Raw genomic sequence first — 26,665 nt, forward strand, 5'->3', positions numbered from 1 at the left:
TCAAGCACGACCACAAACTTTAAATGGTTATAAATACGCGCATCATCACTCCGAATAATAAAGCTACGGCGAGCAAAATTGTCAGGAGATAAAACTGCGATTGACCAGAGACGTTATATCGCAAAGTTTGACCGCTAAAAATTGCGGCTAAACCGAACAAGTTAACTACACCATCAACCACGTAGCGATCGACCCATGCAGTAATTTTTGAGGTGATGTCTACGGCGAAAACGACAGTAAAACGATAGAGGCGATCGAAGTAAAAGTCGTAAGCGAGTAAATCTTGAATAAACCGCCAATAAATTTGAGCGGGTCTTGCCCAAGTTCTTGGTAAATCAATTGCTGTTCCTAGCGCACAACCAATTAAACCACTGAGCATTAATAACGGTACGGCTACGGGACTAAATAGTTGCGCTGGGTTAGACATAGCTGGGTCAGTAGAACCTAATAGCAATTGTCCTTGGTGCATGGTTAAAGGTAGCATGAGAGTAGCAATCGTCAAAGTTACCATTGGGAATGCCATTTGCCAGGGAACCTCTGGCGCTCTTCTGGTTTTTGGACTGGGTTCGCCTAAGAAAATTAAGCGAAAGACGCGAATTAAGTTTAAGGCGCTTAAGGCGTTAACAAGTAGTAAAATTGCCAGTAACCATAAAGGTAATTCTCCGGGAGTATTCGCCCAGCGTCGGAGTACCCAAAATGTTCCTAATGGCAGTAAACCAATTAGTCCGGCGGTGCCGACGACAAAGGCAGAACTGGTTGCGGGCATTCTCGTCCACAAACCGCCCATTTCGGTAATGTTTTGGTTATTGGTGGTGAGAATAATTGAGCCTGCACTCATAAATAACAGAGTTTTGGCGAAGGCGTGAGTTAACAGTAACAGCAAGGCAATGTCTACTTGTCCGACACCAACGGCGATAAAGACTAAGCCTAAGTAGGCGCTAGTAGAATGAGAAAGGGCGCGTTTAATATCAATTTGCGCGATCGCTACTAATGATGAACCGATCGCCGTTACGGTTCCGGTAATAATTAAAGCATCGGCAGCGATGGGAGAAAGGGTGAATACTGGCTGCAATTTAATTAACACAAAAGCCCCGGCGGAAACGACGACGGAGTTTCGCATCAGCGAAGCGGGATTTGGTCCTTCCATTGCTTCATCCAGCCAGAGATTGAGGGGAAATTGAGCGCATTTACCCACAGGTCCGCCAATTAAGGCTAAACCGAGTAAAGTAGCGATCGCGATCGGTAAAGGATCGCTGGCTGCCCAACTTTTTAATTCGCTAAAGGTTAATCCTGTGCCATAACTGGAAAGGGCTACCATCCCCATTAATAAGACAATGTCTCCTACCCTTTTGGTTAAAAAGGCATCTCTGGCGGCGGTGACAACTAAAGGTTGAGCGTACCAAAAACCAACTAATAAGTAGGTGGAAAGCGTCAGCATTTCTAGCAAGGCGTAACTCAAAAATAATGAGTCACTAATAGCAATTCCAGATAGTGCTGCTTCAAAAAAGCCCATTAAGCCGAAAAATCTGGCTAACGACCAGTCTTTTTCCATGTATCCTAGGGCATAGATTTGCGCTAGCAAACTAATCCCTGTTACCAGTTCCATTCCTCCTACACTGACTCTCGATATTTCTATTGCTAGAGATAAGTCTAAATCTGCGGCTTGTAACCATTGAAATACTATCTGTTGTGGTTTTTGTGTCCACACCACGGAGAAGGCTACTGACCCGTGGATAAATGCCACTAAGGTCATTAATAAATTAAAGTAAGCCGCAGGTCTAGGTCCTGTTTTCCGAATCATTCCCGTAGACCAGGGAAGGGTAAAAATTGCTCCGATTAACCCATATAAAGGGATAAACCAACTGCTTTGAAGCAGAAAATCACTCATTAATATTGCCCTTGAAATTTATCCGAAATTTACACTTTTTTGCTTAGGTTTACAAGTTTGGCTGGTTTTAACCAGTCTTTTTTGCCAACTAAGATAATCGCTTGCAATCGACTCGCGATCTAATTTTTCATTTTGATTTTTTCAGTTAAATTTGAGCTATTAGGTAAAAATAGGCAAATAAATATTTTTGACAACTTTTTCATTTTTTTGCCTAATTGTTTCTTATTTTTCCTGACTCGGGTTTTGCGAGCTACAGCCTTAGTTGTCGGCTTAAAAACCGATTATTTCCTGAATTACGATCTTCGCTAACCGCTCCCAACCAAGTTGAGGAGAGAGGAAAGACAAGTCTACTTTACCTTTAATTAGGAATCTAAATAAAGGTCAAGTGAGAACTAAATAAACAGTTTTTCTTTTCTTCCCCAAGTTAGATGTCAAAGAAGAAAATTGCTGTTGGCGATCGGAACATCTTTGCTTTGAGGTTGATTTTTTGCCGAGCGATAGCAAGATTAACTAGGAGAGACTATGATTGTCTTAAATGCTGAACTAAAAGCGCAGCTACCACTCGGTCAGTTTCCCAGAACTTGCTTTTCTCTAGCTTGCTTTTGCCGACTATAACCAAGCAAATAGTAGCATTTACTCACTCACTTCTTGACAAAAGCGATCGCAGCTACTTGCTTTTTTTGCCCGTTAAGGGGTGAAAAAGCTGAGATTATCGGCAATATAATAAAAAAATTATAAAACACTTCTTGACTCTACCACATTGGAGTTCCAACTCGTAGCGAGCAAGGCAGCGATCGCCACCTGCTCGCTACGAGGTATTAAATTTTGTTAACAAAGCAATTTGAAAAAATCATAAAGATTTATATTGTCAAAGGTACAAAGCTTTCCTATGCTTTTTTTTAGATTGAACATATAGTGCTTTTAGTCAAGATTTTGCTAGCGGCAATTTGCGATCGTGATTGGAGTGAAGAGCGACAACGTAGAGGTAGCTCGTACATAAAAGTATTGTAACTTGAAGCTCCAGCTCAGAAAATAAACTGCCAAAGCAGCAGTGGTGCGCTGTCACCAAGACTGACTGCGACTTTAACTTCGCTTGTTGTGTTAGGAGAGAAAAAAATGCCAATTGCAGTAGGAATGATTGAAACCCTGGGATTTCCAGCAGTAGTAGAAGCAGCCGATGCGATGGTAAAAGCGGCTCGGGTAACGCTAGTAGGTTATGAAAAAATTGGTACAGGAAGAGTAACTGTAATCGTTAGAGGTGATGTCTCGGAGGTACAAGCATCAGTATCAGCAGGAACAGATGCAGCAAATCGTGTCAATGGCGGTGAAGTATTATCCACCCATATCATTGCTCGTCCCCACGAAAACTTAGAATATGTACTGCCGATTCGTTATACCGAAGAAGTAGAGCAATTCCGAACGTAACCAAGCAAATCAGGCTTAAGCGCTCCAGAAAATCAACAGAAAGACCAAAAACCAATAAGAAATTAGGAGTACAAACAAATGTCAATAGCGGTAGGAATGATTGAAACCCTAGGATTTCCGGCAGTAGTAGAAGCCGCAGACGCAATGGTAAAAGCTGCCCGCGTCACATTAGTAGGCTATGAAAAAATCGGTACCGGAAGAGTGACAGTAATTGTCAGAGGTGACGTCTCAGAAGTACAAGCTTCAGTATCAGCAGGCGTAGAATCAGTCAAGCGGGTAAACGGAGGTCAAGTATTATCGACCCATATTATTGCCCGTCCCCACGAAAACTTAGAATATGTACTACCAATTCGTTATAGCGAAGCAGTAGAACAATTCCGAGAAAGCGTTTACGCACCGCGATCGCTACCGAGATAAGAAAAATGCAAATTGCTGTAGTGCGTGGCACGGTAGTTAGTACCCACAAACTGCCAGAAATGACAGGAGTAAAGTTACTGCTGTTGCAATTTATTGACGAGTCAGGACAGCCGCTACCAAAATACGAAGTAGCAGCAGATCGCGTCGGAGCAGGAACAGGTGAATGGGTGTTAGTCAGCCGTGGCAGCGCTGCCCGCTTTTTAGCAACTGATGAATCTCGCCCGCTCGATGCCACAGTGGTAGGGATTATTGATACGGTAACGGTTGAAAATCGCTTGCTGTACAGCAAAAAAGAGCAATATCTCTAAAGCGGGCGAGTGGAAAGTCATTAGTCCCTGGGAACGCACAGGACAGGACAAAAAATATTAGGAGGGATTGACAGATGGTAGTCCGCACTCAAGCGGCTCCCCCGACTCCCTGGTCGAAAAGTTTAGCCGAACCGCAGATCGATCCAACAGCTTACGTGCATTCATTTGCTAATACTATTGGTGATATTCAAGTTGGTCCAAAAGTGTTAATTGCTCCAGGAAGCTCAATTCGGGCAGATGAAGGGGGACCTTTTGCCATTGGCGAAGGAACAAATATCCAAGATGGGGTAGTTATTCACGGATTAGAACAAGGTAGGGTAGCTGGGGATGACGGAAAAAATTATTCGGTATGGGTAGGAAAAAATGCCTGTATCACTCATATGGCGCTGATTCACGGTCCGGCATACGTGGGCGATAACTGCTTTATTGGCTTTCGCTCCACAGTGTTTAATGCTAGGGTGAATCGCGATTGTATTGTGATGATGCACGCGCTGATTCAAGACGTAGAAATTCCCCCAGGAAAGTACGTTCCTTCAGGAGCTTTAATTACCAATCAACAGCAAGCAGACCGTTTGCCAGACGTGCAAGAGAGCGATCGCCATTTTGCTCGTCATGTGGTGGAAGTAAATGAAGCTTTGCGTGCAGGCTATCGCTGTGCAGAAGATGAAAGTTGTATCGCTCCAATTAAAGGGCAAACAGTTAACAATAATGGTGCTGCGGAAATCGGGTATACGAAACCAATGGGTAGTATGAGTTTGAGTTCAGATATAGTAGAGCAGGTACGCTCTTTATTAAGACAAGGATATCGTATTGGCGCCGAACACGCCGACAAGCGGAGATTTAAAACCAGTTCTTGGCGCAGTTGTCCTTCTTTCCAAGGTACGCGGGAAGACCAAGTGCTAAGTGAGTTGTCAGCAACACTGGCAGAATATGAGGGCGAATATGTACGCCTGATCGGGATCGACCCGAATGTGAAAAAAAGAGTCTTAGAAACGATTATTCAACGACCAGAAGATAAAGCTCAATCATTGGTTGGTTCTCAGGTTAGCTCTCGGTCGAGAAAATCGGTGAGCTATAGTAACAAAAGTACAACCTCAGCCAGTAGTAGTGGCTTGAGTGAGGAAACGATTCAGCAAGTGCGATCGCTACTGAGACAAGGTTATGTGGTGGGAACTGAACACGCTGACAAGCGGAGATTTAAGACCAGTTCTTGGCGTAGTTGTCCGATTATTCACTCTCAGAATGAAGCTCAAGTTTTCCAAGAGTTAGAAGCTTGTTTGAACGAACACCAAGGTGAATACGTGCGTTTGTTGGGTATCGATCCAGATGCGAAGCGGCGGGTTTTGGAAACGATTATCCAACGCCCGGAAGATAGCAGACAACCCCAGCAGCGCCAGACTACTAGTTATCAAGCGAATGCGACAACTGATAATGGTTATAGTCCTACAATAGTCAGTAGCGGTGAATTAAGTTCAGACGTTGTTGCCCAAGTGCGCTCTTTGCTACGCCAAGGTTATAAAATTAGCGTCGAACACGCTTCAAAACGTCGCTTTAAGACCAGTTCTTGGCGGACGGCTGGTAGTATCGATGCTAGCAACGAAACTCAAGTTTTGAGTGAGTTAGAAGCAATGGTGGCAGACTATCCAGGGGAGTATGTTCGTCTGGTAGGTGTTGATGCAGATGCGAAACGTCGGGTAGTGGAAACAATTATCCAACGCCCAGAAGATAGTACGCCAGTGAAGAAAACTGCTGCAAAAACTGCAAAAACTAATCAAGGTTTTGCTCCCAGAACAAACTCTGCTACCAAAGCAAGCAGCAATGGTACAGTGCATACTGACTTGAGTGAGGAAACCGTCGCCCAAGTGCGATCGCTGATCCAACAAGGCTATAACATCGGTACGGAACACGCTGATAAGCGTCGTTTTCGGACGAGTTCTTGGCGTAGCTGTCCAGTAATCGAGGCGAAGAGCGAAGCTCAAGTGCTGACTGAGTTACAAGCTTGTTTGGCAGATCATCAAGGCGAATACGTGCGCTTGATTGGTATCGACCCGGAGGCGAAACGACGAGTATTAGAGACGATCGTTCAACGACCTTAAAATAATTTACCAGTTATCAGTTCTCAGCTAGCAGCGATTGGCGCGGTAGCGCCAGCAACCCAAGCGGCGATCGCCGTTAACTCGGTACTGATAACTGAGTCTTTATCTACACCGAAGCTCATGTATTTGCCACCCCTGCAACCAGCTAATAATTCTCATGTTTATGTCTGGGGTGATGTGACAATTCATCCAAGTGCGGCGATCGCTCCTGGTGCGATTTTACAAGCCGCTCCTGATAGTAAAATTGTTATCGCTGCTGGAGTTTGTCTTGGGATGGGGGCGATTATTAATGCTTACCAAGGAACCATCGAAATTGAACCAGGAGCTACTTTGGGGACAGGAGTTTTGATTGTCGGCTACGGCAAAATTGGTGCAAATGCTTGTGTCGGTGCAGCAACGACAATTTTTAATGCTTCTGTTGCTGCTAGGGAAGTTATCGCCGCAGGTTCGGTATTGGGCGATACTTCTCGTCAAGTGGATCTTAATGCCGAAACTGAAAAAGTGACTGAGGAAGAATCTCCACCAGAGACATTAGCTTCAAACACCGAAGCAGAAATACCAACAGAAACTTCTAGCGAAAAACCTCCAGAAGCTGTTCAAAATGGTTCTCAACCTCCCTCACCCCAACAGCAAGATCCTTCTATTTATGGTCAAGATCGCGTTCAGCAAATTTTGCAAACTCTTTTCCCCCATCGTCAATCTTTAAATAATCCTCGCCAAGACATTAAGTAGTTAGTTGTTGCTCGTAATTTTTGGCTCAAAAATTGAGTCAGAGCGCGAAAATTTGCCTGAGAGTAATCAATTGGTGTCTGAGAATTATTTTTGTCAGTAATTTACTGTTTTTGCTCGAACTAAGGAGAGAAATCTTATTAATGAATGGCTAGTTAAATCAGTTTTATCAAGTTAGTAATGTAAACAAAATTAAAGCTTTGTTTCTTGCTCATAGTTAGCAATCGATTCTAAGACTCTAATTAGAAATATTCTCGTCTTTCATTAGGGTAAAGTCGATCGTTTTGTGCTTGTTGTTAATGATTCGTTACGGTTTTTGAGCTTTAGTAACTAAACATTAGTTTAGTTAATATGTAAGAGAGAAACTAACAATCGAAAATCGGCAAAAAGTAAAGAAGTGTTGTGTAAAAAAAGCTAAGTTTTGTGTTAAGCTGAAATTCAACAAAAAACAGTCGAAGTTAAATTTGACTCAAAAATTTTCTAAGAGCTAGCTGTGCTAATAAGCGTTTTTGTTTCTGGTTGAAAACGCCAAGTGCTATAGCAGCAGAATTCATCTAAGAAAAATACGCTTCCGGATTAAGGAGAAAAGCAAAGTGGTACAAGCAAAATCATCATCAGGATTTAAGGCAGGGGTAAAGGACTATCGGTTAACTTATTACACCCCAGACTACACCCCGAAAGATACAGACTTGTTAGCAGCCTTTCGGGTAACTCCCCAACCTGGTGTACCTCCAGAAGAAGCAGGAGCGGCTGTAGCTGCTGAATCTTCCACAGGAACCTGGACAACAGTATGGACAGACGGACTAACCGACTTAGACCGTTATAAAGGTCGTTGCTATGATATCGAGCCAGTTCCCGGAGAAGATAATCAATTCTTCTGCTTTGTTGCTTATCCGTTAGATTTATTTGAAGAAGGGTCAGTCACCAACATCCTGACCTCTATTGTGGGAAACGTTTTTGGATTCAAAGCACTGCGGGCATTGCGTTTAGAAGATATTCGCTTCCCGATCGCGTTGGTGAAAACTTTCCAAGGACCACCCCACGGAATTACGGTTGAGCGCGACAAACTGAACAAATACGGTCGTCCATTACTCGGCTGTACAATTAAGCCGAAACTCGGTTTATCGGCGAAAAACTACGGTCGTGCAGTATACGAATGTCTGCGTGGTGGTTTAGACTTCACCAAAGACGACGAAAACATCAACTCGCAGCCCTTTATGCGCTGGCGCGATCGCTTCCTGTTCGTTCAAGAAGCTATTGAAAAAGCCCAAGCTGAAACCAACGAAATGAAAGGTCATTACCTCAACGTGACCGCTCCAACTTGCGAGCAAATGATGCAACGGGCTGAATTCGCCAAAGAAATTAACACGCCCATCATCATGCACGACTACCTCACAGGTGGTTTCACCGCTAACACCACCCTCGCTCGCTGGTGTCGTGACAACGGCGTGATGCTGCACATCCACCGCGCAATGCACGCAGTTATCGACCGTCAAAAAATCCACGGGATTCACTTCCGCGTTTTAGCTAAGTGCTTACGCCTCTCTGGAGGTGACCACCTCCACTCCGGTACTGTCGTTGGTAAACTCGAAGGCGAACGCGGGATCACAATGGGCTTTGTTGACCTCATGCGCGAAGACCACATCGAAGAAGACCGTTCTCGCGGTATTTTCTTCACCCAAGATTGGGCTTCCATACCCGGTGTAATGCCTGTAGCTTCCGGTGGTATTCACGTTTGGCATATGCCCGCATTAGTCGAAATCTTCGGCGATGACTCTTGCTTACAGTTTGGTGGTGGTACTCTCGGACACCCTTGGGGTAACGCTCCTGGTGCAACCGCTAACCGCGTAGCTTTAGAAGCTTGTATCCAAGCTCGTAACGAAGGTCGTTCCTTAGCACGGGAAGGTAACGATGTTATTCGTGAAGCAGCCCGTTGGTCTCCGGAACTGAAAGCAGCTTGCGAACTCTGGAAAGAAATCAAGTTCGAGTTCGACGCTGTGGACACTCTGTAAAAATTGTGTTTCCTGGGGACGTAGCCTCAAGCTGCGTTCCTACTGGCTGGGAGGGAAGGGTAGGCAAAAATGTATCCAAAAAAGATTGCCAGAGATACGGCAAAAATTGTCCAAAGTTACCTGACTTATCAGGCTGTGATGACAATTATCGATCAATTATCGGAAACGAATCCTTCTCAAGCAATTTGGTTGAGGCAATATTCGTCCCGAACCAATATTCAGGATGGAGAAGCCTACCTGCAAGGACTAATGCAAGACCGTAAAGATTTAGTCTTACGAATTTTGACAGTGCGAGAACATATCGCCGAACAAGTCCTAGACTTTCTCCCAGAAATGGTGCTGACTGGCATTCAAGAGGCAAATGTCAAAAACCGTCGCGAACTGTTAGAACGCCTCACCCAGTCTGAACCAGAAATATCTGACCCAGAGTTAGATATTAATGATTCTCCAGACTAAAAAACTGTTAATTTCGACTTCAAACTAAGGAAAAACAATGAAAACATTAGCTAAAGAGAAACGTTACGAAACTCTTTCTTACTTACCGCCTTTGACTGACCAGCAAATTGCTCGACAAATTGACTATATGTTGGATCAAGGCTTTATTCCTGCGGTTGAGTTTGAAAAAGATCCTCAACCCGCAGACCACCACTGGACTTTGTGGAAGTTACCTTTATTTGATGCTCAAAGCCCTCAAGATGTATTGAATGAAGTACGCGAGTGTCGTGCTGAATACTCGGATTCTTATATTCGGGTAGTTGGTTTTGACAATATTAAGCAGTGTCAAACTGTTAGCTTTATCGTTTACAAGCCTGGTACTAGCAGATACTAATTAGTTAGAAAATTAGGCTAAAAAATCTAGGGGCAACCACAGGGGGATTGCCCCTATTTGCGATGATTATTGTCTCTCAAATTTTTAACTCTTGCTTCATTTGCTCTTCGAGATTAGTTAAAAGTGAATTGGTATTTTGTCCTAATTGTTCAAAACATTGGGGTGGAGGAGTTTCCGGTTGGAAATAAATGAGTTTGATTTCACCTTCACCGATACCAATCATTAAAACTTCTACTTCTGGTTGATAACCTTCGACAAGCCCCAGAATTTCTTGTAAGTGATTGTTGGCATTTTGGTTTAAAGTTTCGATCGCTGTTTTGGGACAACAAACAAAATGAGGTGTGGGTTTGATATCTATACCGAGAGTATCTGTTGTTTCTCCTTGTTCCTGAGACAGTCCCCAAGCTAGGGCGGCTAATTCTTGCTGATGAGACTTGACAAATTTATCTAATTGATATTGCCAGTCGTTTTGATTGCGAGGGGGAGAAGATTTATTAATTCCAAACATTGTTACTTATTTTTGTCAAGATGTTGCTGGGTTATGCCTAGCCTACAATTAATTATTATCTCAACGCAACTAGCGAAGAGATTTCAAGAAAGAGGAAATTTCTTCGACTAACCATTCTTTTTCTACCAACTTCATCATCGAACCAAATTTGTGTTGGCGAATTCCTTCCCAAATAGCGCAGGTAATCGTTTTTCGTCCTTTGGAACTAACTTGAGTGTCTACTTCTACCTTGCTAATGGCGGCGGTGCTTCCTTTAAATGAGTAAATAGGACGAGAGCCGATACTCCACTGTAGGGAAAACTTCTGAGAATCGATCTCTAAACGGATTTTTCCGGCGATCGCAAACAAAATTCGCCCAATCAACCACAAGCCGATACATACGTGAGGAAGGATAAACAAAATGAAAAAGCTTCCCCCGTGGAAGATTGCCCCCAAAAAGAAAGGTAAGATAATTGCGTTCCAGAATACAGCGAAAAAAGTAAGTCCGATAACTTCTAGGGTAAATCCTGATGGTGGAATTTCAGCAACTAAAAATCGGCTATTCTTTCGTAATTTAATTTTACTACCCGCAGGTTTTTGCCTGCTTAAGCTGAGTGAAGAAATAAAGGATAGATTGTTTGGTCTTTCGTTCAAAGCTTTTAGGGCTTCTTTTGCTGTTTGAAAGCGATCTTCAGCAGTAGGTTCAAGCATTTTCTCTAACCAATCTGCGAAATAAGGTGCGATTTGTACTCGTTGGCGGAAACTAATTTTTAAGCGTTTTTGCGGCAAATCGGCTGGCGAGCGATGAGTTAATAAAAAGATTAAAGTTGCACCTAAACTATATAAATCTGAGGAAAAATATGCTTGTCCGCGATATTGTTCTGGTGGCATATAACCGAAAGTACCGACAAATGTACCTCCGGCAGTCATGGTATTGCGATAAACATCTTGGACTGCACCAAAATCAACTAAAAATATTTTGCCGTCGCTTTGGCGGATAATATTTTTCGGTTTAATATCTCGATGAATTACTGGTGGATTGAGGCGGTGGAGATAGTCAAGTATTTCTAACACTTGAGTGGCGATGTCTTTGACTTCAGCAGCCGTAGCGTGCCATCCACTAGCGATAAGATCGGCTAAGGAAGTACCGGAAACAATTTCTTGTACTAAATAAAAGTGGCGATCGCTCTCGGTATCTTCATGAAAATAGTCGATGTATTTGGGTATACCTGGATGGTTCAGATTTGCCAAAATCTTTGCTTCTCGCTCAAATAATTCTAAAACTTTCCAATCTTCCAGATAACGCAACGATAAGGCTTTAAACGCAACTCGCTGGTAGTTCGTCAAATCTTCAGCTTCGTAAGTCGTGCTAAAACCACCTTCACCCAAAGGTGCAACAATACGATAACGTTCGCCAACTACTTTACCTGGCGAGTGTAAATTTTCCATCGGCTTTCTCCATTCCAAGCCTCCAGTCAACTAACCTTTGCGCCCTCGCCAAACATTTCTCACTTCGCTAATTTAACTTAATGTTTAGCTTGCCCAGCCTGGAGATTTACGTTTTCCCTATCTTAGCTACTAGCTCAAGATTTGGTCAATTGCTAGAGAGCCTTGACTAACCTTAATTAAGAGAGATTTCTTAGCTAAAAACTCCCAGTTGTCACACGACCGACAAATTATAAACAAATATTAATTTTGCTTGCTTTTAAACATATTTTGTGATTGTAAAGATCCCCGCTTGACGAGCAAAAGTAAAGAGTAGAAATAGTTTAGAAAAAATTAAATTTTCTCGCTCAAAATACTCAAGATAAGACTTAAATACAGTCTCAGCAAAAATTTTATTATCAGCGATCGCACGTTTCCAGAAGAGCAAAAAACTTTTTCCAGCCTTATCAAGCAGTTTCCGGGCTTTTCTTAAGAAATACAAATATAGAATCACGCATCTACCGCTTGACATAATTGGAAATATGAGTCAAATATATAGATCGAGCTTACGAAAACTTTTTCTCGTTAAAAGCAAAGTGCAACAATGTAATTTTGCTGTTTGAATGTATCGACGCGAAAACTAATATCATCAACCGCCCGAGAACTTGCCAAGCTAGAAATCAGGAGAGGCAGCAAAAATGAATGAAAAAAATTGGCAAAAAATCGCCTTTAACACCACACGCAATTTTTGTTTGATTACTTTATCTTTAGCATTATTTGGCGCATTGTTTTATTCCTGGAGTCAAAAGCGACGCTTCGACGCAGCGAGACTCGATGCCAAACGAGCAACTGTCCGAGTAAGTTTACAATTAGAACGAGAACTGCGTTTTGCCCAAGACATTGCCCTTGCTATCGCTAACGATTTGAGTTCGGGTAGATTATCCGACGAAGAAGTTTTCGCCAGATTAGAATTAGATATTGAAAAAGATCCCAATCTTTCCGACATTGGTGTAGCTTACGCACCTTATGCTTATGCAGAAGATGTCAGGCTGTATGCACCATCGGTTACAAGAATTAACAACGAACTCCAACAAAGTCAATTAGAAGCAATTTATAACTACACGCGACCCAAGTATCTCTGGTACTTAAATACAAAACAAAGAGGTCCAAATTGGGGCGAACCTTATGCAGAACTAAAAAATCCCGAAAGTGACGATCCGGTAGTAGGATTTTATACACCCTTTTACAATTCTACTGGTGAAAACAAAGAATTTCGAGGAGTAGTTTACACTGAGTATTCTTTGGGAAAATTCCAAGAACTGATGAACTCGCTCAAACTAGGTAGAACTGGTTACGGGTTTATTCTCTCCGAGAGTGGCGTTTTTCTCTATCATCCTAACGAAGAATACGTTAAAAGTTTAGAAAATATTTTTAACATTACCTACGAACAAGAAAGTGAAGATTTACGCGATAACCTGATTAAAGCTCTTAACAACGAACCAGTAGAAACTTCCTTGAGTGATGAAGTTACTGGACAAAGTTCCTGGTTATTTTTACGACAACTCGACCTCAATGGCTGGACAGTCGGTATTGTCTTTATTCAAGATGAAATTTTGCCCGACACCCTAACTACCAGACGACAAGTTATCTGGCTTAGTTTAGCTGTCCTGTGGTGTTTAATTTCCTTGTCAATTCTCATCTTACGGGCATATTTAGGCAATACCAAACGTTTGTGGATTGTTTCTTCCATAGCTACCTTATTATTTGCTTTAGAAATTGGTTTTATTTGGTATTTAGCACTGAGAGGACGTAACTATACATCTACTCGCGATTTGTTATTAAGTCAGACAGGAGTACAACAGTTATTAGCTCCCCAAGTAGAGTTAAGCAAAAGATTAAATCAGCAACCACCAATCTATGTTCCTACAGGTGTTTTTATTCAATCTCTTGACTTTGCTACTTCCAATGACGTTTTTATTACGGGCTATATTTGGCAAAGATATCGCCCAGGAATTCATGATGATTTATCTCAAGGGTTTTTCCTTCCCGATGCTTTAGATGGCAACGATTTGGAAATCAAAGAAGTTTATCGCGTCGAAGAAACTAATAGTACAGTTATTGGTTGGTATTTCGAGGCTACTCTGCGTCAAGATTTTGATTTTTCCTATTATCCTTTTGACGCTAAAGATGTACAAATAAGGATTTGGCATCAAGATTTTAATCGTCAAGATTTAAACCGCCAAATTATTCTAGTTCCAGATTTAGTAAGTTATCCAGTAATTAACCCGAAAGCTAGACCGGGAATTGCTGAGGATATTGTTTTAACTAAATGGAACCTAGCAGATAGCTTTTTTGAATACGAATTCAAGAATTATAACACTAAATTTGGCGTATTAAATAGCGTTATCAAAACTAGAGTTCCGGAACTTCATTTTACCATTGTCTTGCAAAGAGATTTTATTGCTCCATTTATTTCTCGTGTCGGACCAATAATGATTGTGGTCTCGCTACTCTTTGCGCTTCTTTTAGTTTCTAATGATGACAATGCAATGGAGGTTTTAGGGGCTTGTGGCGGTTTTGTTTTTATTGTTATCCTCGACCAAATCACGGTAAGGGAAGAAATAGTCACTAAAGGAATTCTTTATTTTGAATATTTCTATTTTGTCCTCTACTTCTTTATCTTTTTAGTAGCTGTGCTGGCTATTTTATTACTTTCTGAAAAGAAACTGGGATTTGTAAAATATAAAAATAACTTGATTCCTAAATTACTTTTCTTCCCCTGCATTATGAAATTACTGTTAATTATCACTATTTTGGTATTTTCCTAAGCCAAGGAAAAAGACAGTTTGTAGTTGGGCTTTAACTTTCAATGTTCGACTGAATATTTCTAGCTAAAGCACCAACTATAAGCTTAATTATTCAGCCTCTTTCAACATCTCAAGTAGTTTGTCCGCAGCGACAGATTCGCCTTCAAAAATGGAACCAGTAGTCAGATTGTCTAATCGTTTCTTAGCAAGGTTAAGAATGCTTCCTGACAAAGGTAAGTAACCAGCTTCTAAGTAAACAGTCTCATTATCAGAATCAAACAGATACTCGGTCAATTCTTGGACACCATCACGGGTTTCTAAGGAACCTTTATTAATGTATAAAAACAAAGGACGACTTAAAGGTTTGTAATTACCGTTATAAACCATTTCTGGAGTTGGTTCTACACATTGTTCGCTACCATTATCAATAGGTACTAGCTTAATCGGATTTTCCTTTTGTTCCAGTTTTTCTTGGTCGGTAGTTTCTTCTTCTTGGTAATAAGCTTGATAATTACCTAAGTTAACAAAGCCAAGACTGTTAGGATTAGCTTTTACATTCTCAATAACTTCTGTTTGCTGTTCGGAGAGATTATAATCGACGCGGGTATCTGCGTTTTGTTCAATAACTGTATCAGCAAAGTATTCATAGGTATCGGAATCATTATCCGGTCCGTAAAGAACGATTTCGCGGGCGGGATATTCTTGATTAATTTGATTCCAATTTTCGATCTTTTCTATTTTTTCGGGAGTTTCAGTTTCTCCTTCTGGGCTTGGCGGAGTTGCTACTAAGGTTGCAGCTTCTCCTTCTTCAGGTACAGGTTGCCAAATTTCTTTAACTTGTTCTAAAGTAAGGCAGCTTGCCCAGTCGTTGTTAGGGTGAACTACGAGAGTAACTACCTCGAACAAATAAGGTACTTCGACAAATTGGACATTGTTGGCTTCACAAATATCCATTTCTGCTTTACTAATGGGGCGAGAAGCGCCTGCCATGTCCGTATCTCCGAGGCAAAATCGTTTAAAACTAACCTCAGAATTAGATAAACCAACAGTTACCCGAAGTTCGGGATTATCGGTCATAAATTTTTTGGAAATCGCGTCCGAAGCGGGAAAAACTACGGTCGATCCATCAACTATAACATCTTCTTGTATTTCGACGTCTGTAGGGCTAGCTGAACCTGATGTACTAGGGGTTGGTACTTCGGCATCTTCTTTGCTACCAGCGCAACCATTTGCTCCTAGCAAAAGAATCCCCGCCAACACAAAGCTCATCTGACGTTTAATTTTCATTGTCAAATTCCGCAGCTAAAATTCACTTTAATTATATATCCAAAAAATCCGCTTTTTAGTTTGGTGAATACACTAATTTACAATTTTTCAGTTGGAGACTGTGAGTAATTTTACTGAAGAGGTTTATTTCGGGTAATTAACCAAATTGCATGGATAATTCCCAAAGGAACGGCGATAATGCTCAAAAATATATTAATCCAGAAGTTTTGAGTTAAGCCTACTTGTAAATATGTACCTAGAGGAGGCAACCAAACTGCAATCAGTAGCCGGACAATGTAGGGTGTGTTGTTTTTATCAAAAAAGCCAATTTGGATGGGTTTCAGATTGTTATTTGCGGGCTGTGGCGATCGCCTGGGACGCATCGGATAAGTGGGAATTGTGGGAATTTCCGGTTTTTCCAAGGCTTGTTGGGCTTGTTTGGCAGTCTGGAAGCGGTCTTCGGCGGCGGGTTCGAGGATTTTATCCAACCAATTAGCCAAGTCAGAGGAGATTTGGACGCGATCGCGGAAATTAATTTTGAGGCGTTTTTGCGGTAATTCTGTGGGCGATCGATGTGTTAATAAAAAGATTAAGGTTGCGCCTAAACTATACAAATCTGAGGAAAAAAACGCTTGTCCGCGATATTGTTCCGGTGGCATATAACCAAAAGTACCAACAAATGTACCCCCAGCCGTCATGGTATTGCGATAAACATCTTGGACTGCACCAAAATCCACTAAAAATATTTTGCCGTCACTTTGGCGAATAATATTTTTCGGTTTGATATCCCGATGAATCACAGGCGGCATCAGTTGATGCAAATAATCTAAAATAGATAATATTTGAGTGGCGATCTGTTTCACTTCTGCTTCCGTAGCGTGCCAACCACTAGCCACAAGATCCGCTAAGGAAGTACCAGAAACCATTTCCTGTACGAGATAGAAATGGCGATCGCTCTCTGTATCTTCGTGAAAATAGTCTTTATACGCCGGAATTCCTGGATGTTGCAAATTCGCTAGAATTCTTGCTTCTCGCTCAAATAACTCTAAAACCTTCCAATCCTGCACATAACGCAATGATAGCGCCTTCAGTGCCACACGCTGGTAATTCGTCAAATCTTCCGCTTCGTAAGTCGTACTAAAGCCCCCCTCACCCAGAGGTGCAACAATACGATAGCGGCTGCTAATTATGTTACCTGGCTGGTGTCGTGTTTCCATAGATTTTCTCGCTGAAAAAGCCTTCTTTTAATTCAATTCTACTAATCTACTCACCAAGAAATTTTTAGACAAGGAAAGTTGACTAACTAAACTCAAAGTTTATTAATTTAGTCTTCTTTAGATTCAGGCTATCGATGGCGAATACGCAACTCATCAAGTAAATCATTCCCATTTGCAATTAACTCGTTTAGTAATTCTTTAATGTTCTTTTTCGATTATACTGGTATCTTGGTTAGTCATAGATGCAATTCTCGTTAAGTTTACACGGTTTTAACTGTTCTTGTTGTCATTGCGAACTGGGGATTAGGGGCTAAAACTAATTGGAATAATAACTAACAACTAGTAACTGTTTTTTCAGGCTAGAGTTTTTTTCATCAGGGCTAAAGCCCTGACTACTAACTTATTTAATCGTCCATTTGCCAGGGTTCGGTAATATTGTTTTCGTCGATGATTTTTTTCGCACGCAAGATGAGCAAAAGTTGCCCTAAAATTGGCATTTCTGGTAACTCTTCAAACCAGTGAATTTCAACATTTTCTTCGTTAGCAACGAGAAAGTAACTGTTAACATTCCATTCGGTTACTTCTCTGTCTACCACAGCGACAACTTCTTCGGATTTGTTACTAGAAGTATTGGGAAGTTGTTCGCTTTGACATAAAATTGCTACTGGGTCTGTTGCTTTTAAAATTGCTTGCCAACCGGGAAGGGCGATAACAGCACCCTTGCCGGAATATTTAACGATGCGGAAGGGTTCAATTTCCTCTAAAGGCGCAACTGTTTCGATTTCTTTGACAGTTAAAGGTAAGGTTCCAGCTACGGGTACAATTCTCGCTAATTCTGCTTCGGTTTCTTGGCGATAAACTGGTAACAAAGGTGCTTTGCGTGTGGGAACAACGGAAAAATCTGTGAGCAATTTTTCGATTTGTTCTCTAGCTGAAGCCGAGTGAGCAAATTGCAATCCTTTCGCAATTAAACGGGAACGATCTTGAATGTCTTTTTTTGCCCTGGCAACTTTCCAACATTGATAAGCAACGGCATCGCCGGGATGATTAGTAAATCCTTCGGGCAAGTTTTTACTATAACGAGAAAAGTCTTTAATTGCTCTGGCAACTTCGTGCGCTCCATCTACATCTATTTGCTTTTCTTTGGCTAATTCAGCAGCAGCAAGACGTTGTTTGCCATAAAGAATCCGAAATTCATAAAGAATGTCACTTTTGGGTCCTTGGAAATAAGTTTTTATCTCTTCGGAAGCACCTGCTTGAATGATACTTTCATAAACTTGAGCAGCAACAATAATTTGGTTTTGCTGTACTGGTTCAATTCCGGTTTCTTCAAAAAGAGTTTGTGAGTTGTAGCCTGCTTTTTGCAATTTTTGGCAGTTTTGTCCCCACTCTACCCAAGTGCCTTCTTTGTGACGCAGGGAGGTTAATAATTGTAGTGCTTCTGATTCTGATAGTTGAGATTGGGTATTCTGTGGATTTTGAGTCATTACGGTACTAAGTAAAATTGTCTAGATAATTACCAGTTTCGCACAAGAGGTGGCTAGGAATATTTGACTAACTTAGGGTTGATTTTCTGAACATATTCTGGTGATAACAATTTTATATATTTTTAGTCTAGCCAAGAGCGATCGCGTTAAGGGATAATAGAAGTAAATATGTTGAGGCGCAAAGCGCGTCGGCGAAGCCATCGTTGCTCTTACCATTAAATTGCGCTTCAGTTGCCAAAGCTTCACAATTAATTAAGTTTTTCCTTAAACTAACTTATGATGGAAGCAGGGTAGGAAAGCTCAAAGATATATTTTTAGAGTAGGTTAGTAGGGTCGGGCAGACCCGAAAAATGCTCGCCGAGGGTAAAGAATCCGGGGATTATAATTAGCTTGCTAATCATCATCTAGGTTCTCCCGTTGAAGCGAGAATCCTCTCGCCTTTAAGCAGAGGAGTGTCAATGGTAGAGTAAACGATCGGGTTTTAAATCATGGATGTCCAAACAAAACGACTCCCCCCTCGACAGACGAGGCAACAGCAAAGAAGTGCGGAAAGCGCTCTGGGTTTAATATCGACGACAAGTTTTCCGGCGATCGTCGGGACTGCTGATATGATGCTGAAATCGGCAGAAGTAACGCTGGTGGGTTACGAAAAAATTGGTAGTGGTTATTGTACGGCGATCGTGCGTGGGAAAACTGCCGATGTTCGCCTCGCTGTGGAAGAGGGAGCAAAAACTGCCGCCCAGTTTGGACAGTTAGTGGGAAAAACGGTTATTCCTCGACCGATGGCTAATTTAGAAGCAGTATTCCCGATTGGGACTCGTTTGGTAGAATTAGCTCAACAAGAGCAGGGTTATAGTCGCCTCAGTAACAATTCGATTGGTTTGTTGGAAACGAGAGGGTTTCCGGCGATGGTGGGTGCGGCTGATGCGATGCTAAAAGCGGCTGATGTTCAGTTGGCTTCTTATGAAACGATTGGCGATGGTTTGTGTACGGCGATTATTCGGGGTTCGGTGGCGAATGTGGCAGTGGCGATCGAAGCGGGAATGTACGAAGCTGAGAGAATCGGGGAATTGCATTCAGTGATGGTCATTCCGAGATTGATGGAGGATTTGGAACATACGCTACCTGTGGCTAGTTACTGGTTAGATAAACCGGAACCTTTACCTGTTATGTTACCGAAAAAGGTCAAGGAAACAGAAAAGCAACCTGCTTTACCTATTACTGTGCAAGAAGAACAACCGCAGCCGCTTGAATTGCCAGAATTAGACAAAATACCTTTAGAAATTGAACGAAAACAGCAATAATCCTCTTGCTTAACTACTTTAATTCTTGCATGATTTGCACGACCATTTGGGCGAAAGCATCATCTCCCAAACGTAAGAGGGCTTCTTGCAGTAAGTCGGCTTGGGTTTCGCTTCCAGATTGGGAAATTTCGATTGTTGGTACTAAAAAAGCCATGTGCGCGATTAGTTGCTGGATATCTTCACGGATGCGCTTGCGCTTTCTATCTAAGAGTACAGCAGTGCGGCGAATAGTACGTTCGTGACGAAATTCGTGGGCTAGTTGTTGTTCAGGGCGATCGGACATTTTTTTACAACTCACAATAAAGGGCAAAATGTAGTTGGAGTAGTTCCCGACTTTAGCCAATCAAGGTAATATTTATTACCGAGGTTTACAGACCAAGGAGCGATCGCAGCTTGCTTGCTGAAACAATCTCTCTTTGACCTTCCCATGAATTAAACCCAATTCAAAAGCCCAGATCGCTTTCTTTTAAGAGAATGTTAAATATGTAAAGACTGGACAATTTTCAGCAGCAGAAGGTTACAAACATACAAGTATCTCCTCCGTTTGATTGATATATCGCAACATTTAGCGGTAAAAAAATATACAAAAAACCGATAGAGACGTAGCACTGCTACGTCTCTATAATTTAGATCGGGTCTAGATTGCCTACCTTCTCACGCCATTTCCCGGAATTCTAGGTATTTCCACCGCCTCGCGGAAGCGTTCTACTTTATCGTTATACTCAATTGGTAAAACACACTCCACATTTTCGTGAGGACGAGGAATAATTACCCAAGATTCTAGAGTGGCGCCGTAAGCGCGTTCTACTGCCTCTATTCCCGCTTCCATAGCTCTTTTAACTTCCGAGACATCTCCCCGGATATTCACAGTAAAACGAGCGCTACCGACTCGAATATAACCCACCAGCGTGACGCGACCTGATTTCACCATTGCGTCTGCTGCTGCTAAAATACCTGGAAAACCTTTAGTTTCGATCGAACCAACCGCCTGTAATGACATCGCCTTTTTCCTCGCTTTTGATGGGCTATTTGATAATTCAAGAATTATTGTACTAGCCCCAACTAACAAATTTGGTTAAAACTATCAATAGTTAACTTAGTTAACTTCAGCTTCAAATGCGGAACTGTTCCACCTCTTCGGTATATTCTAAAGGCAGAACCGATTCCACATTTTCGGGTGGGTTGGGGACAATATAATGAGTAATAACTTGACCGCCATAAGCTGCTTCGGCGGCTTCAATTCCTGCCGCGATCGCGGGTTTAACTTCGGAAATCCCCCCCCGAATAGCAATATAAAAGCGACCGCTTTCTGCTTTATCAAAATAAACCAGCGTCACTCGCGCCGCTTTTACCGAGGCATCGGCTGCGGCTAAAATTGCTGGAAAACCTAATGTTTCAATCACTCCGACCGCTTCTGGCATCGTCTTGCTCCAGACCTCAAATGAGGGTAAATCTAAATTATCGTTCCAAACTACGGGGATCGAGGGCATCTCGTAAACCATCCCCAAGCAAATTAAAAGATAACACAGTCAAGACAATCAGAATAGCGGGAGGCCAAATTAACCAAGGTTGGAGAACTAAAATCGAAGCATTAGTAGCTAAAGAAAGCAAATTACCCCAACTAGGATCGGGTTGCTGAATACCTAAACCAATCAAACTGAGAACTGATTCCGCAACGATAAACGCTGGCACCGCTAAGGTTGCAGAAATAATAATATAACTGGCAGTTTGGGGCAAAACATGACGGATAATAATGTAAAAAGGATTTGCTCCCATCGCCCTAGCCGCATCAACAAACTCTCGTTGTTTGAGCGAAAGTACCTGTCCGCGAATTACCCGCGCTAGTCCCGCCCAACTAATAAAAGAAGTAATTACCACAATCAGCAAAAATCGTTGGGCGCTTGTTAAACCTGGAGGTAAAATTGCCGCCAGCGCGACTAACAAATAGATACTTGGAATTGTCATCAGCACTTCAACAAAACGCATGAAAAAGGTATCAGTCCAGCCGCCAAAATAGCCAGAAATACCCCCAACGAGCATTCCCAGAGGAAAAGAAATCGCGATCCCGATTAAACCAATACTCAGGCTAATTCTACCGCCAAAGAGCAAGCGACTAAATTGGTCGCGACCTTGTTCGTCAGTACCAAGAAGATTAATATTACCTGAACCGACTGTACCAAATAAGTGAAGATCGAGTGGGATGCCAGGAAAAAGAGTTACTTCGGCAAACTTTGGTGGTAGAGGTAGGCGAATTTGGAGGAATTTATATTCTGAACCGCGAACAAACAAACGTATGGGAGAAGGTCGAGCGAAATCTACCCTTAGTTCGCGAGATCCGGTTTCGGGGTCGGTTGGACCTTGGGTAGTGGGATAAACGTGAGGTCCGATGAATTCTCCTGCTTGGTTACGCCAATAAATTGTTGTCGGTGGCAGTAGAGAACTGTTTACTTGGGAAGCATAAGGATCGTAAGGGGCAACAAAATCTGCTGCGATGACGGCTAGGTATAAAATCAATAGTACCGTTGCCCCAAAACGAGCTAAAGGATTCTTTTTTAGTTTTTGCCACCACTTCATAGATACCTTACCGAAAAATTTGGGTTATTAGCCCCGTCCCGATCGGACGGCTTTATGCTAAACTGAGTGAGTGAGTAATGTCGGGCAGACGGGAAAAATGCTCGTCGAGGGTAAAGAGATCGGGGTTGATACTATGTGTATCGGCTAGACTCTCCCAACGAAGCGAGAATCCACTCGCCTTTAGGCAAGGGATTTGTCAAGTTTAGGCGTGAACTTTTTCCGCTAAACCTTGGAGATATTCTTCTTCTTGTTTTTCGTGTTCAACAACAAATACATTTGAGTAGAGGTTAGCAATAATTTGCTGACCTTGTTGAGTTAGGGAAAGATAGCGCAAGGCATCTTTAATGTAAGGATAGACGGCATTCCAATAAAATTTGGCGTAGTTGCGCCGTAAATCGCCCGGATTAGCAAAGCCCATCACTTTGTTGGCGCCTGTTTCTTCAAATTCGTAAAAAAGTGCGCTAATTTTCTTTAAATAGCGGGGATCGCTCAGTTGACCGATCAAGTCAGAAGCGCGAATTAAACCGGGGTAGTTCACTGTATCTTGATGGTCGTCTTGGTTAGGTACAGGAAAGCGAGTTAGTTCGATGTTGCGTTTGATTAGTTCGGCATCGATGAGTTTATGACCGCCAAAACGTTCTTCGATGAACAATTTACCTCGGTCTACGTGATAAGGAGTGAGGGAAGCATCGGAACAACCTGGTGGTAGATGAACCATTTCGCCTTTCCCAGTAGCATAGAGTCTTTCGCTGTCGCGATCGCTGCGACATACTCCTTTGACGTAACCTATGTCGTGACAGGCTACGGAAATGATAAAGTGTAACCAATCTTCGCAGGAAACTCCTCCTTCACGTATGTGTTTACCGCGTAAAAGTTCTTGTCCGACTAAGGTAACGAGAATTGAGTGTTCGACGTTGTGATAGAGTGCATCACTGTTGGCAATATTTTCCATTGCCATACTGCCTGCCCAGGCGATAATCTCTTCGTAGTTACTTTTGAGTCCGCCGTAGGTACGACGGTAGCCTTGGCGAAGCTTTTCGACAAACGCATCAATAAGTATTTCTGTGGCGTTAAACATCTTTCTTACTTTGAGGAATATTAAATTACGCAGGATTTACAAGGGAGTCAAATTTAATTTAGGGCGCTGTGTTGATTTTAATCTAAGCTTAATCAGACTGGCAGCTATTTTGGGAAAATCCTCATAAAGATTTTGCAAATTTGGACAACAAGATTAGTTAATTAGAGAACTTTCAGGTGAAATTGCAAGCCATCATGAGGGTGAGTGGTGGTTCCGCTCACAATTCTTAAGTTTTGATTTGGTAACAACTCCCACTCATAATCCCGTGCTAAAAGGGCAGCAAAAATTTTTATTTCTAAACGAGCAAATTCTTTACCTATACATTCTCTAATTCCACCACCAAAGGGAATGTAGCTAAAGGTTTTGGTTTTCGACTGAGAATGCTCTGGATTGAAGCGATCGGGATCGAATTGTTTTGGTTGGGTATAAACGCTAGCATCTAGATGGGTTTGATAGGTTTGGTAAAGTATTTTCCAACCTTGAGGAATTTGATAACCTTGAAATTGGCAAGGATTGATTACTTTCCGGAAACCGCCACTAGCGGGGGGAATTAAGCGCAGAACTTCTTGCAATACTTGCTCTAGGTAGGTCATTTGTTTAAGTTGGTCAAAGGTTAAGGGTGCTGCTGAGGAAAATTTTTGTTGCTCGCTACGAATTTTGGCACGCACTTCGGGATGTTGGGCGACGAGAAAGCAAAAAGACGCGATCGCGCTGGTTAAGGTTTCGTGACCTGTAAAGAGTAATAATAACACTTGGTCTTTGAGTTCGGCGATACTTAAACTATTGCCGTCTTCGTCTCGAGCTTCGATCAGTAATCCCAAGGTGTCGTTGCCGCGATCGCTTTGTTGTTGACGCTGGCGAATAATTGTTTCTATTTCGGCTAAAAGTAGTTTCCGAGCTTGTTTGGCACGACCAAATTTTGTCCAGGGTAAGGGGAGAGCGACCGTAAATATACCTTGACACCACGTTTCAAACAGGCGAGCGAGTTTGGTTTGAGAACCGCGATCGATTCCCACCAAAAGTTTACACGCGATATCTAAGGTGTAATTTCTGAGTTCGGGATACCAAGTTAAGGTTTGCTGTTGCGCCCATTTTTCTAGGTAGTTTTGGGTGATTTGTTCCATTGCACTGACATATCCTGTCAAAGCCCGAGGTTGAAATGCTTGGTAAAGGATTTTCCGACTTTTTTTATGGGTTTCTCCGGATTGCAAGGCGAGAGATAAAGATCCCAACAGCGCTTGGGTGCTGGGGGGCCAACTAACGACGAAGTTTTTGTTTTCGTTACTGAAGATAAATTGATTGGCTTCGCTACCTTGCAAAAAGATGGTTGGTTTGCCGAGGATCGAGCTTTTAAAGATTTCTCCATACTGCTGATGTCGCTTTTCGGCGAAAGAGCGATCGCGTAAAAAGCTTAAAGTTTCGCCTAGAAATGGCAAACCAAACTTACCTGGAGGTAAAGGCAGTTTTTCTGGTTTATTGGTAGTCATTACAGATGTTGACAGTTCATTATTTCTCTGCTGACAGCGTAACTAATTTAAGAATGATTGTGCAATGAGTGCAAACCGCTATTCTTCAAACCAGTAGCGATCGCGGTTACTCTTACTTCTGATTGCATTTTTAGATCCATTGTTGCCCCGACAATTAATCTCGCATTGGGGGCGATCGCTTCGCGCACGACTTCGGCGGCGGTGTTGACTTCATGGAGGCTGAGATCGCTGCCACCGGAGATCGTTAAAATCACTGTGGTAGCTTTTTCCAGGGAAGCATCGAGTAAAGGCGAGAAAATAGCCGCGATCGCTGCTTCTCTGGCGCGATTTTGTCCCATACCCGAACCGATACCCATTAAAGCTGTACCCGATCTTGCCATTGCCAAGCGCAAATCTGCAAAGTCTACGTTGACTAAACTGGGGACGGCGAGCATTTCGCTCAAGCTTTGCACTCCTTGGGCGATAATGTCGTTAGCGAGTTGATAGGCTTGTTCCACTGGGCTTTGTTCGGAAATTGCTGCTAAAAGTTTGTTGTTGGGAATGGCAATTAAACTATCAACGTTGGTTGCTAAAGTGGCGATCGCTTCGTCGGCTAGTCTTGTCGCTCGACTACCATCAATAGTCAGAGGACGAGTGACGATTGCGACAGTCAGACAACCTATTTTTCGCGCAATTTCGCCAATTACTGGTGTTGCACCAGTACCAGTTCCTTTGCCCATACCAGCGATAATGAAAACTAAATCTGTCTCGGCGAGAATTTGGGCAATTTCTTCGCGAGAGGAGCGCGCTGCTTGTTTACTGGTTTCGGGATCTCCTGCGTTATTTTCGCCAATTTGCAGAACGTGAGAAGCAGTAGAATTATTTAATTCCTCCACATCGCTACTAATTGCCCAAAACTCCAATTCTGTCAAACCATTAGCTTTAATTCGCGCGATCGCCTTACAACCACAGCCCCCGACGCCAATGACTTTGATTTTTGTCGCCTTCTCGAACAAATAATCGTCATTGCTACTTGATTCGGCGCTGAAATCGGAACCAGAAACGCTTTCGGAAACTAAATCTACATTTGCTGGAGTTTCTAACTCTTCATGATGTCCATTTGTTCCAGCAAAAGCTACTTCTTTTGCTGGTGTCGTTAAACAATTGTCTGTAGGTAAATTATCGAGCCGTTTTGCCAAAAGATCCAGTTGATTTCTCAGTTGCGCGATCGCTCTCGTCGTCATTGCTTTTTCTGATTGTACTTGCTTAACTTCACTTACTAAAGGATTAATAATGTCAAGGGTTTGCAACTTTTCTTTAAGATCCCTCAGTTCAGCTTCAATAGCCTGAAAATCTGGCATTTGCGTGCGCTGTACTAATTCTCCTACCAAAGGGTGAATTTTATACTCCAAAGCCTGTAACTGCGAGTAGATACTAGCAATTTCTGCTTCCAGGGAACTATTATCGCCCCCAGAATACTGTCGCTTGTGCATTTGCTGGTGTAACGACTCCACCACTCGATGCACGTCATAAATCGCACTGGTAGTATAATCCTCTTTTCGTTGCTCAAATCGATATCGATTGAGCAAATTCAGCGAAATTGTTACAGTAAGAGGAGCTGCTGCATAAGCTACTTGACTGGAGATAGCTGCGGCAACTGTTCCCACAACAGAAGTAGCTAAGGCAGCTATTTCGGCAATTTCTAGCCAGGATTTTTTCGGCATAGCTTCATTGGCTGTTGATTCTAGAAAAATAGATAGGGGTGCGATTAATTGTTATTACTCTACAACCTTAAGAGCCAATCTCAGCAGCAATCCCCTACTTTTTCTTTTCTAGAACAAATACCACAT

General features: G+C 42.4%; 24 protein-coding genes. 10 read left to right on the forward strand and 14 right to left on the reverse strand.

Annotation, left to right across the window (positions count from 1 at the left end; genetic code table 11):
- Positions 1-19 precede the first annotated feature (19 nt).
- Positions 20-1,888 (reverse strand): NAD(P)H-quinone oxidoreductase subunit F, encoded by a 1,869-nt coding sequence (locus tag G3T18_RS11515; RefSeq protein ID WP_224410700.1) that lies wholly within the window; start codon positions 1,886-1,888, stop codon positions 20-22.
- A gap of 1,116 nt (positions 1,889-3,004) precedes the next feature.
- On the opposite strand from G3T18_RS11515, the gene G3T18_RS11520 reads away from it, so the two are divergent.
- The 8 genes from G3T18_RS11520 to G3T18_RS11555 all read left to right on the forward strand — a co-directional run bounded on the left by G3T18_RS11520 (position 3,005) and on the right by G3T18_RS11555 (position 9,704).
- Entirely contained in the window at positions 3,005-3,313 is a 309-nt protein-coding gene (locus tag G3T18_RS11520) for a carbon dioxide-concentrating mechanism protein CcmK (protein ID WP_224410701.1), read from the forward strand.
- 78 nt (positions 3,314-3,391) lie between these two features.
- Positions 3,392-3,730, forward strand: coding sequence for a carbon dioxide-concentrating mechanism protein CcmK (locus G3T18_RS11525; protein ID WP_224410702.1), 339 nt, complete (start codon positions 3,392-3,394; stop codon positions 3,728-3,730).
- A gap of 5 nt (positions 3,731-3,735) precedes the next feature.
- Complete coding sequence (locus tag G3T18_RS11530) at positions 3,736-4,038, forward strand: EutN/CcmL family microcompartment protein (protein ID WP_224410703.1); 303 nt, start codon at positions 3,736-3,738, stop codon at positions 4,036-4,038.
- 74 nt (positions 4,039-4,112) lie between these two features.
- Positions 4,113-6,134, forward strand: a complete 2,022-nt coding sequence (locus tag G3T18_RS11535; protein WP_224410704.1) for a ribulose bisphosphate carboxylase small subunit — start codon at positions 4,113-4,115, stop codon at positions 6,132-6,134.
- A 120-nt stretch (positions 6,135-6,254) separates the two neighbouring features.
- A complete protein-coding gene (locus G3T18_RS11540; RefSeq protein ID WP_224410705.1) occupies positions 6,255-6,866 on the forward strand; it encodes an LbetaH domain-containing protein in 612 nt (203 codons plus the stop codon).
- 590 nt (positions 6,867-7,456) lie between these two features.
- Positions 7,457-8,875, forward strand: coding sequence for a form I ribulose bisphosphate carboxylase large subunit (locus G3T18_RS11545; RefSeq protein WP_224410706.1), 1,419 nt, complete (start codon positions 7,457-7,459; stop codon positions 8,873-8,875).
- Between the two features lie 69 nt (positions 8,876-8,944).
- On the forward strand, positions 8,945-9,331 hold the full coding sequence (gene rcbX, locus G3T18_RS11550; protein ID WP_224410707.1) for a RuBisCO chaperone RbcX: 387 nt from the start codon (positions 8,945-8,947) through the stop codon (positions 9,329-9,331).
- A gap of 37 nt (positions 9,332-9,368) precedes the next feature.
- Positions 9,369-9,704, forward strand: coding sequence for a ribulose bisphosphate carboxylase small subunit (locus tag G3T18_RS11555; RefSeq protein WP_224410708.1), 336 nt, complete (start codon positions 9,369-9,371; stop codon positions 9,702-9,704).
- 76 nt (positions 9,705-9,780) lie between these two features.
- Here G3T18_RS11555 and ccmS read toward each other — a convergent pair whose 3' ends face one another.
- Both ccmS and G3T18_RS11565 read right to left on the reverse strand, forming a co-directional pair.
- Entirely contained in the window at positions 9,781-10,212 is a 432-nt protein-coding gene (ccmS, locus tag G3T18_RS11560) for a beta-carboxysome assembly chaperone CcmS (protein ID WP_224410709.1), read from the reverse strand.
- A gap of 69 nt (positions 10,213-10,281) precedes the next feature.
- A complete protein-coding gene (locus tag G3T18_RS11565) occupies positions 10,282-11,640 on the reverse strand; it encodes a serine/threonine protein kinase (RefSeq protein ID WP_224410710.1) in 1,359 nt (452 codons plus the stop codon).
- A gap of 674 nt (positions 11,641-12,314) precedes the next feature.
- Between G3T18_RS11565 and G3T18_RS11570 the strand changes: the two genes are divergently transcribed.
- Positions 12,315-14,444, forward strand: a complete 2,130-nt coding sequence (locus G3T18_RS11570) for a cache domain-containing protein (RefSeq protein ID WP_224410711.1) — start codon at positions 12,315-12,317, stop codon at positions 14,442-14,444.
- Positions 14,445-14,531: 87 nt separating this feature from the next.
- Here the strand turns inward: G3T18_RS11570 and G3T18_RS11575 are convergent, their stop codons facing one another.
- From G3T18_RS11575 to G3T18_RS11595, 4 genes are all read right to left on the reverse strand, one after another.
- Positions 14,532-15,710, reverse strand: coding sequence for a substrate-binding domain-containing protein (locus G3T18_RS11575; RefSeq protein WP_224410712.1), 1,179 nt, complete (start codon positions 15,708-15,710; stop codon positions 14,532-14,534).
- 110 nt (positions 15,711-15,820) lie between these two features.
- A complete protein-coding gene (locus G3T18_RS11585; RefSeq protein ID WP_318013957.1) occupies positions 15,821-16,906 on the reverse strand; it encodes a YqaE/Pmp3 family membrane protein in 1,086 nt (361 codons plus the stop codon).
- Positions 16,907-17,310: 404 nt separating this feature from the next.
- Positions 17,311-18,393, reverse strand: a complete 1,083-nt coding sequence (locus G3T18_RS11590; protein WP_224410713.1) for a RuBisCO accumulation factor 1 — start codon at positions 18,391-18,393, stop codon at positions 17,311-17,313.
- A 72-nt stretch (positions 18,394-18,465) separates the two neighbouring features.
- Positions 18,466-18,639 (reverse strand): hypothetical protein, encoded by a 174-nt coding sequence (locus tag G3T18_RS11595; protein ID WP_224410714.1) that lies wholly within the window; start codon positions 18,637-18,639, stop codon positions 18,466-18,468.
- 242 nt (positions 18,640-18,881) lie between these two features.
- Between G3T18_RS11595 and G3T18_RS11600 the strand changes: the two genes are divergently transcribed.
- Positions 18,882-19,697: a BMC domain-containing protein gene (locus G3T18_RS11600; protein ID WP_224410715.1), complete on the forward strand. Its 816-nt coding sequence runs from the start codon at positions 18,882-18,884 to the stop codon at positions 19,695-19,697.
- Between the two features lie 13 nt (positions 19,698-19,710).
- Here the strand turns inward: G3T18_RS11600 and G3T18_RS11605 are convergent, their stop codons facing one another.
- The 7 genes from G3T18_RS11605 to ftsZ all read right to left on the reverse strand — a co-directional run bounded on the left by G3T18_RS11605 (position 19,711) and on the right by ftsZ (position 26,539).
- Positions 19,711-19,980, reverse strand: coding sequence for a hypothetical protein (locus G3T18_RS11605; protein WP_224410716.1), 270 nt, complete (start codon positions 19,978-19,980; stop codon positions 19,711-19,713).
- A gap of 363 nt (positions 19,981-20,343) precedes the next feature.
- Positions 20,344-20,697, reverse strand: coding sequence for a carbon dioxide-concentrating mechanism protein CcmK (locus G3T18_RS11610; RefSeq protein WP_224410717.1), 354 nt, complete (start codon positions 20,695-20,697; stop codon positions 20,344-20,346).
- A 112-nt stretch (positions 20,698-20,809) separates the two neighbouring features.
- Positions 20,810-21,118, reverse strand: a complete 309-nt coding sequence (locus G3T18_RS11615; RefSeq protein ID WP_224410718.1) for a BMC domain-containing protein — start codon at positions 21,116-21,118, stop codon at positions 20,810-20,812.
- A 37-nt stretch (positions 21,119-21,155) separates the two neighbouring features.
- Entirely contained in the window at positions 21,156-22,271 is a 1,116-nt protein-coding gene (locus G3T18_RS11620) for an ABC transporter permease (protein WP_224410719.1), read from the reverse strand.
- A 202-nt stretch (positions 22,272-22,473) separates the two neighbouring features.
- Positions 22,474-23,349: an Npun_R2479 family HD domain-containing metalloprotein gene (locus G3T18_RS11625; RefSeq protein ID WP_224410720.1), complete on the reverse strand. Its 876-nt coding sequence runs from the start codon at positions 23,347-23,349 to the stop codon at positions 22,474-22,476.
- Positions 23,350-23,510: 161 nt separating this feature from the next.
- The gene (locus tag G3T18_RS11630; protein WP_224410721.1) at positions 23,511-24,836 is read right to left on the reverse strand and encodes a cytochrome P450; all 1,326 of its coding nucleotides are present in this window, start codon (positions 24,834-24,836) and stop codon (positions 23,511-23,513) included.
- A gap of 47 nt (positions 24,837-24,883) precedes the next feature.
- A complete protein-coding gene (ftsZ, locus tag G3T18_RS11635) occupies positions 24,884-26,539 on the reverse strand; it encodes a cell division protein FtsZ (protein ID WP_224410722.1) in 1,656 nt (551 codons plus the stop codon).
- Positions 26,540-26,665 lie beyond the last annotated feature (126 nt).

The sequence above is a fragment of the Oscillatoria salina IIICB1 genome (assembly GCF_020144665.1).
In the GTDB taxonomy this organism is placed as follows: domain Bacteria; phylum Cyanobacteriota; class Cyanobacteriia; order Cyanobacteriales; family SIO1D9; genus IIICB1.

What these genes read in the sequence shown, in the direction of transcription:
- G3T18_RS11515 (WP_224410700.1), bottom strand. Translation starts at nt 1,888, where the DNA reads ATGAGTGATTTTCTGCTTCAAAGCAGTTGGTTTATCCCTTTATATGGG.
- G3T18_RS11620 (WP_224410719.1), bottom strand. Translation starts at nt 22,271, where the DNA reads ATGAAGTGGTGGCAAAAACTAAAAAAGAATCCTTTAGCTCGTTTTGGG.
- G3T18_RS11540 (WP_224410705.1), top strand. Translation starts at nt 6,255, where the DNA reads ATGTATTTGCCACCCCTGCAACCAGCTAATAATTCTCATGTTTATGTC.
- G3T18_RS11605 (WP_224410716.1), bottom strand. Translation starts at nt 19,980, where the DNA reads ATGTCCGATCGCCCTGAACAACAACTAGCCCACGAATTTCGTCACGAA.
- G3T18_RS11530 (WP_224410703.1), top strand. Translation starts at nt 3,736, where the DNA reads ATGCAAATTGCTGTAGTGCGTGGCACGGTAGTTAGTACCCACAAACTG.
- G3T18_RS11565 (WP_224410710.1), bottom strand. Translation starts at nt 11,640, where the DNA reads ATGGAAAATTTACACTCGCCAGGTAAAGTAGTTGGCGAACGTTATCGT.
- G3T18_RS11570 (WP_224410711.1), top strand. Translation starts at nt 12,315, where the DNA reads ATGAATGAAAAAAATTGGCAAAAAATCGCCTTTAACACCACACGCAAT.
- G3T18_RS11555 (WP_224410708.1), top strand. Translation starts at nt 9,369, where the DNA reads ATGAAAACATTAGCTAAAGAGAAACGTTACGAAACTCTTTCTTACTTA.
- G3T18_RS11615 (WP_224410718.1), bottom strand. Translation starts at nt 21,118, where the DNA reads ATGCCAGAAGCGGTCGGAGTGATTGAAACATTAGGTTTTCCAGCAATT.
- G3T18_RS11625 (WP_224410720.1), bottom strand. Translation starts at nt 23,349, where the DNA reads ATGTTTAACGCCACAGAAATACTTATTGATGCGTTTGTCGAAAAGCTT.
- ftsZ (WP_224410722.1), bottom strand. Translation starts at nt 26,539, where the DNA reads ATGCCGAAAAAATCCTGGCTAGAAATTGCCGAAATAGCTGCCTTAGCT.
- G3T18_RS11590 (WP_224410713.1), bottom strand. Translation starts at nt 18,393, where the DNA reads ATGACTCAAAATCCACAGAATACCCAATCTCAACTATCAGAATCAGAA.
- G3T18_RS11585 (WP_318013957.1), bottom strand. Translation starts at nt 16,906, where the DNA reads ATGGAAACACGACACCAGCCAGGTAACATAATTAGCAGCCGCTATCGT.
- G3T18_RS11535 (WP_224410704.1), top strand. Translation starts at nt 4,113, where the DNA reads ATGGTAGTCCGCACTCAAGCGGCTCCCCCGACTCCCTGGTCGAAAAGT.
- G3T18_RS11525 (WP_224410702.1), top strand. Translation starts at nt 3,392, where the DNA reads ATGTCAATAGCGGTAGGAATGATTGAAACCCTAGGATTTCCGGCAGTA.
- ccmS (WP_224410709.1), bottom strand. Translation starts at nt 10,212, where the DNA reads ATGTTTGGAATTAATAAATCTTCTCCCCCTCGCAATCAAAACGACTGG.
- G3T18_RS11610 (WP_224410717.1), bottom strand. Translation starts at nt 20,697, where the DNA reads ATGTCATTACAGGCGGTTGGTTCGATCGAAACTAAAGGTTTTCCAGGT.
- G3T18_RS11630 (WP_224410721.1), bottom strand. Translation starts at nt 24,836, where the DNA reads ATGACTACCAATAAACCAGAAAAACTGCCTTTACCTCCAGGTAAGTTT.
- G3T18_RS11600 (WP_224410715.1), top strand. Translation starts at nt 18,882, where the DNA reads ATGGATGTCCAAACAAAACGACTCCCCCCTCGACAGACGAGGCAACAG.
- G3T18_RS11575 (WP_224410712.1), bottom strand. Translation starts at nt 15,710, where the DNA reads ATGAAAATTAAACGTCAGATGAGCTTTGTGTTGGCGGGGATTCTTTTG.
- G3T18_RS11520 (WP_224410701.1), top strand. Translation starts at nt 3,005, where the DNA reads ATGCCAATTGCAGTAGGAATGATTGAAACCCTGGGATTTCCAGCAGTA.
- rcbX (WP_224410707.1), top strand. Translation starts at nt 8,945, where the DNA reads ATGTATCCAAAAAAGATTGCCAGAGATACGGCAAAAATTGTCCAAAGT.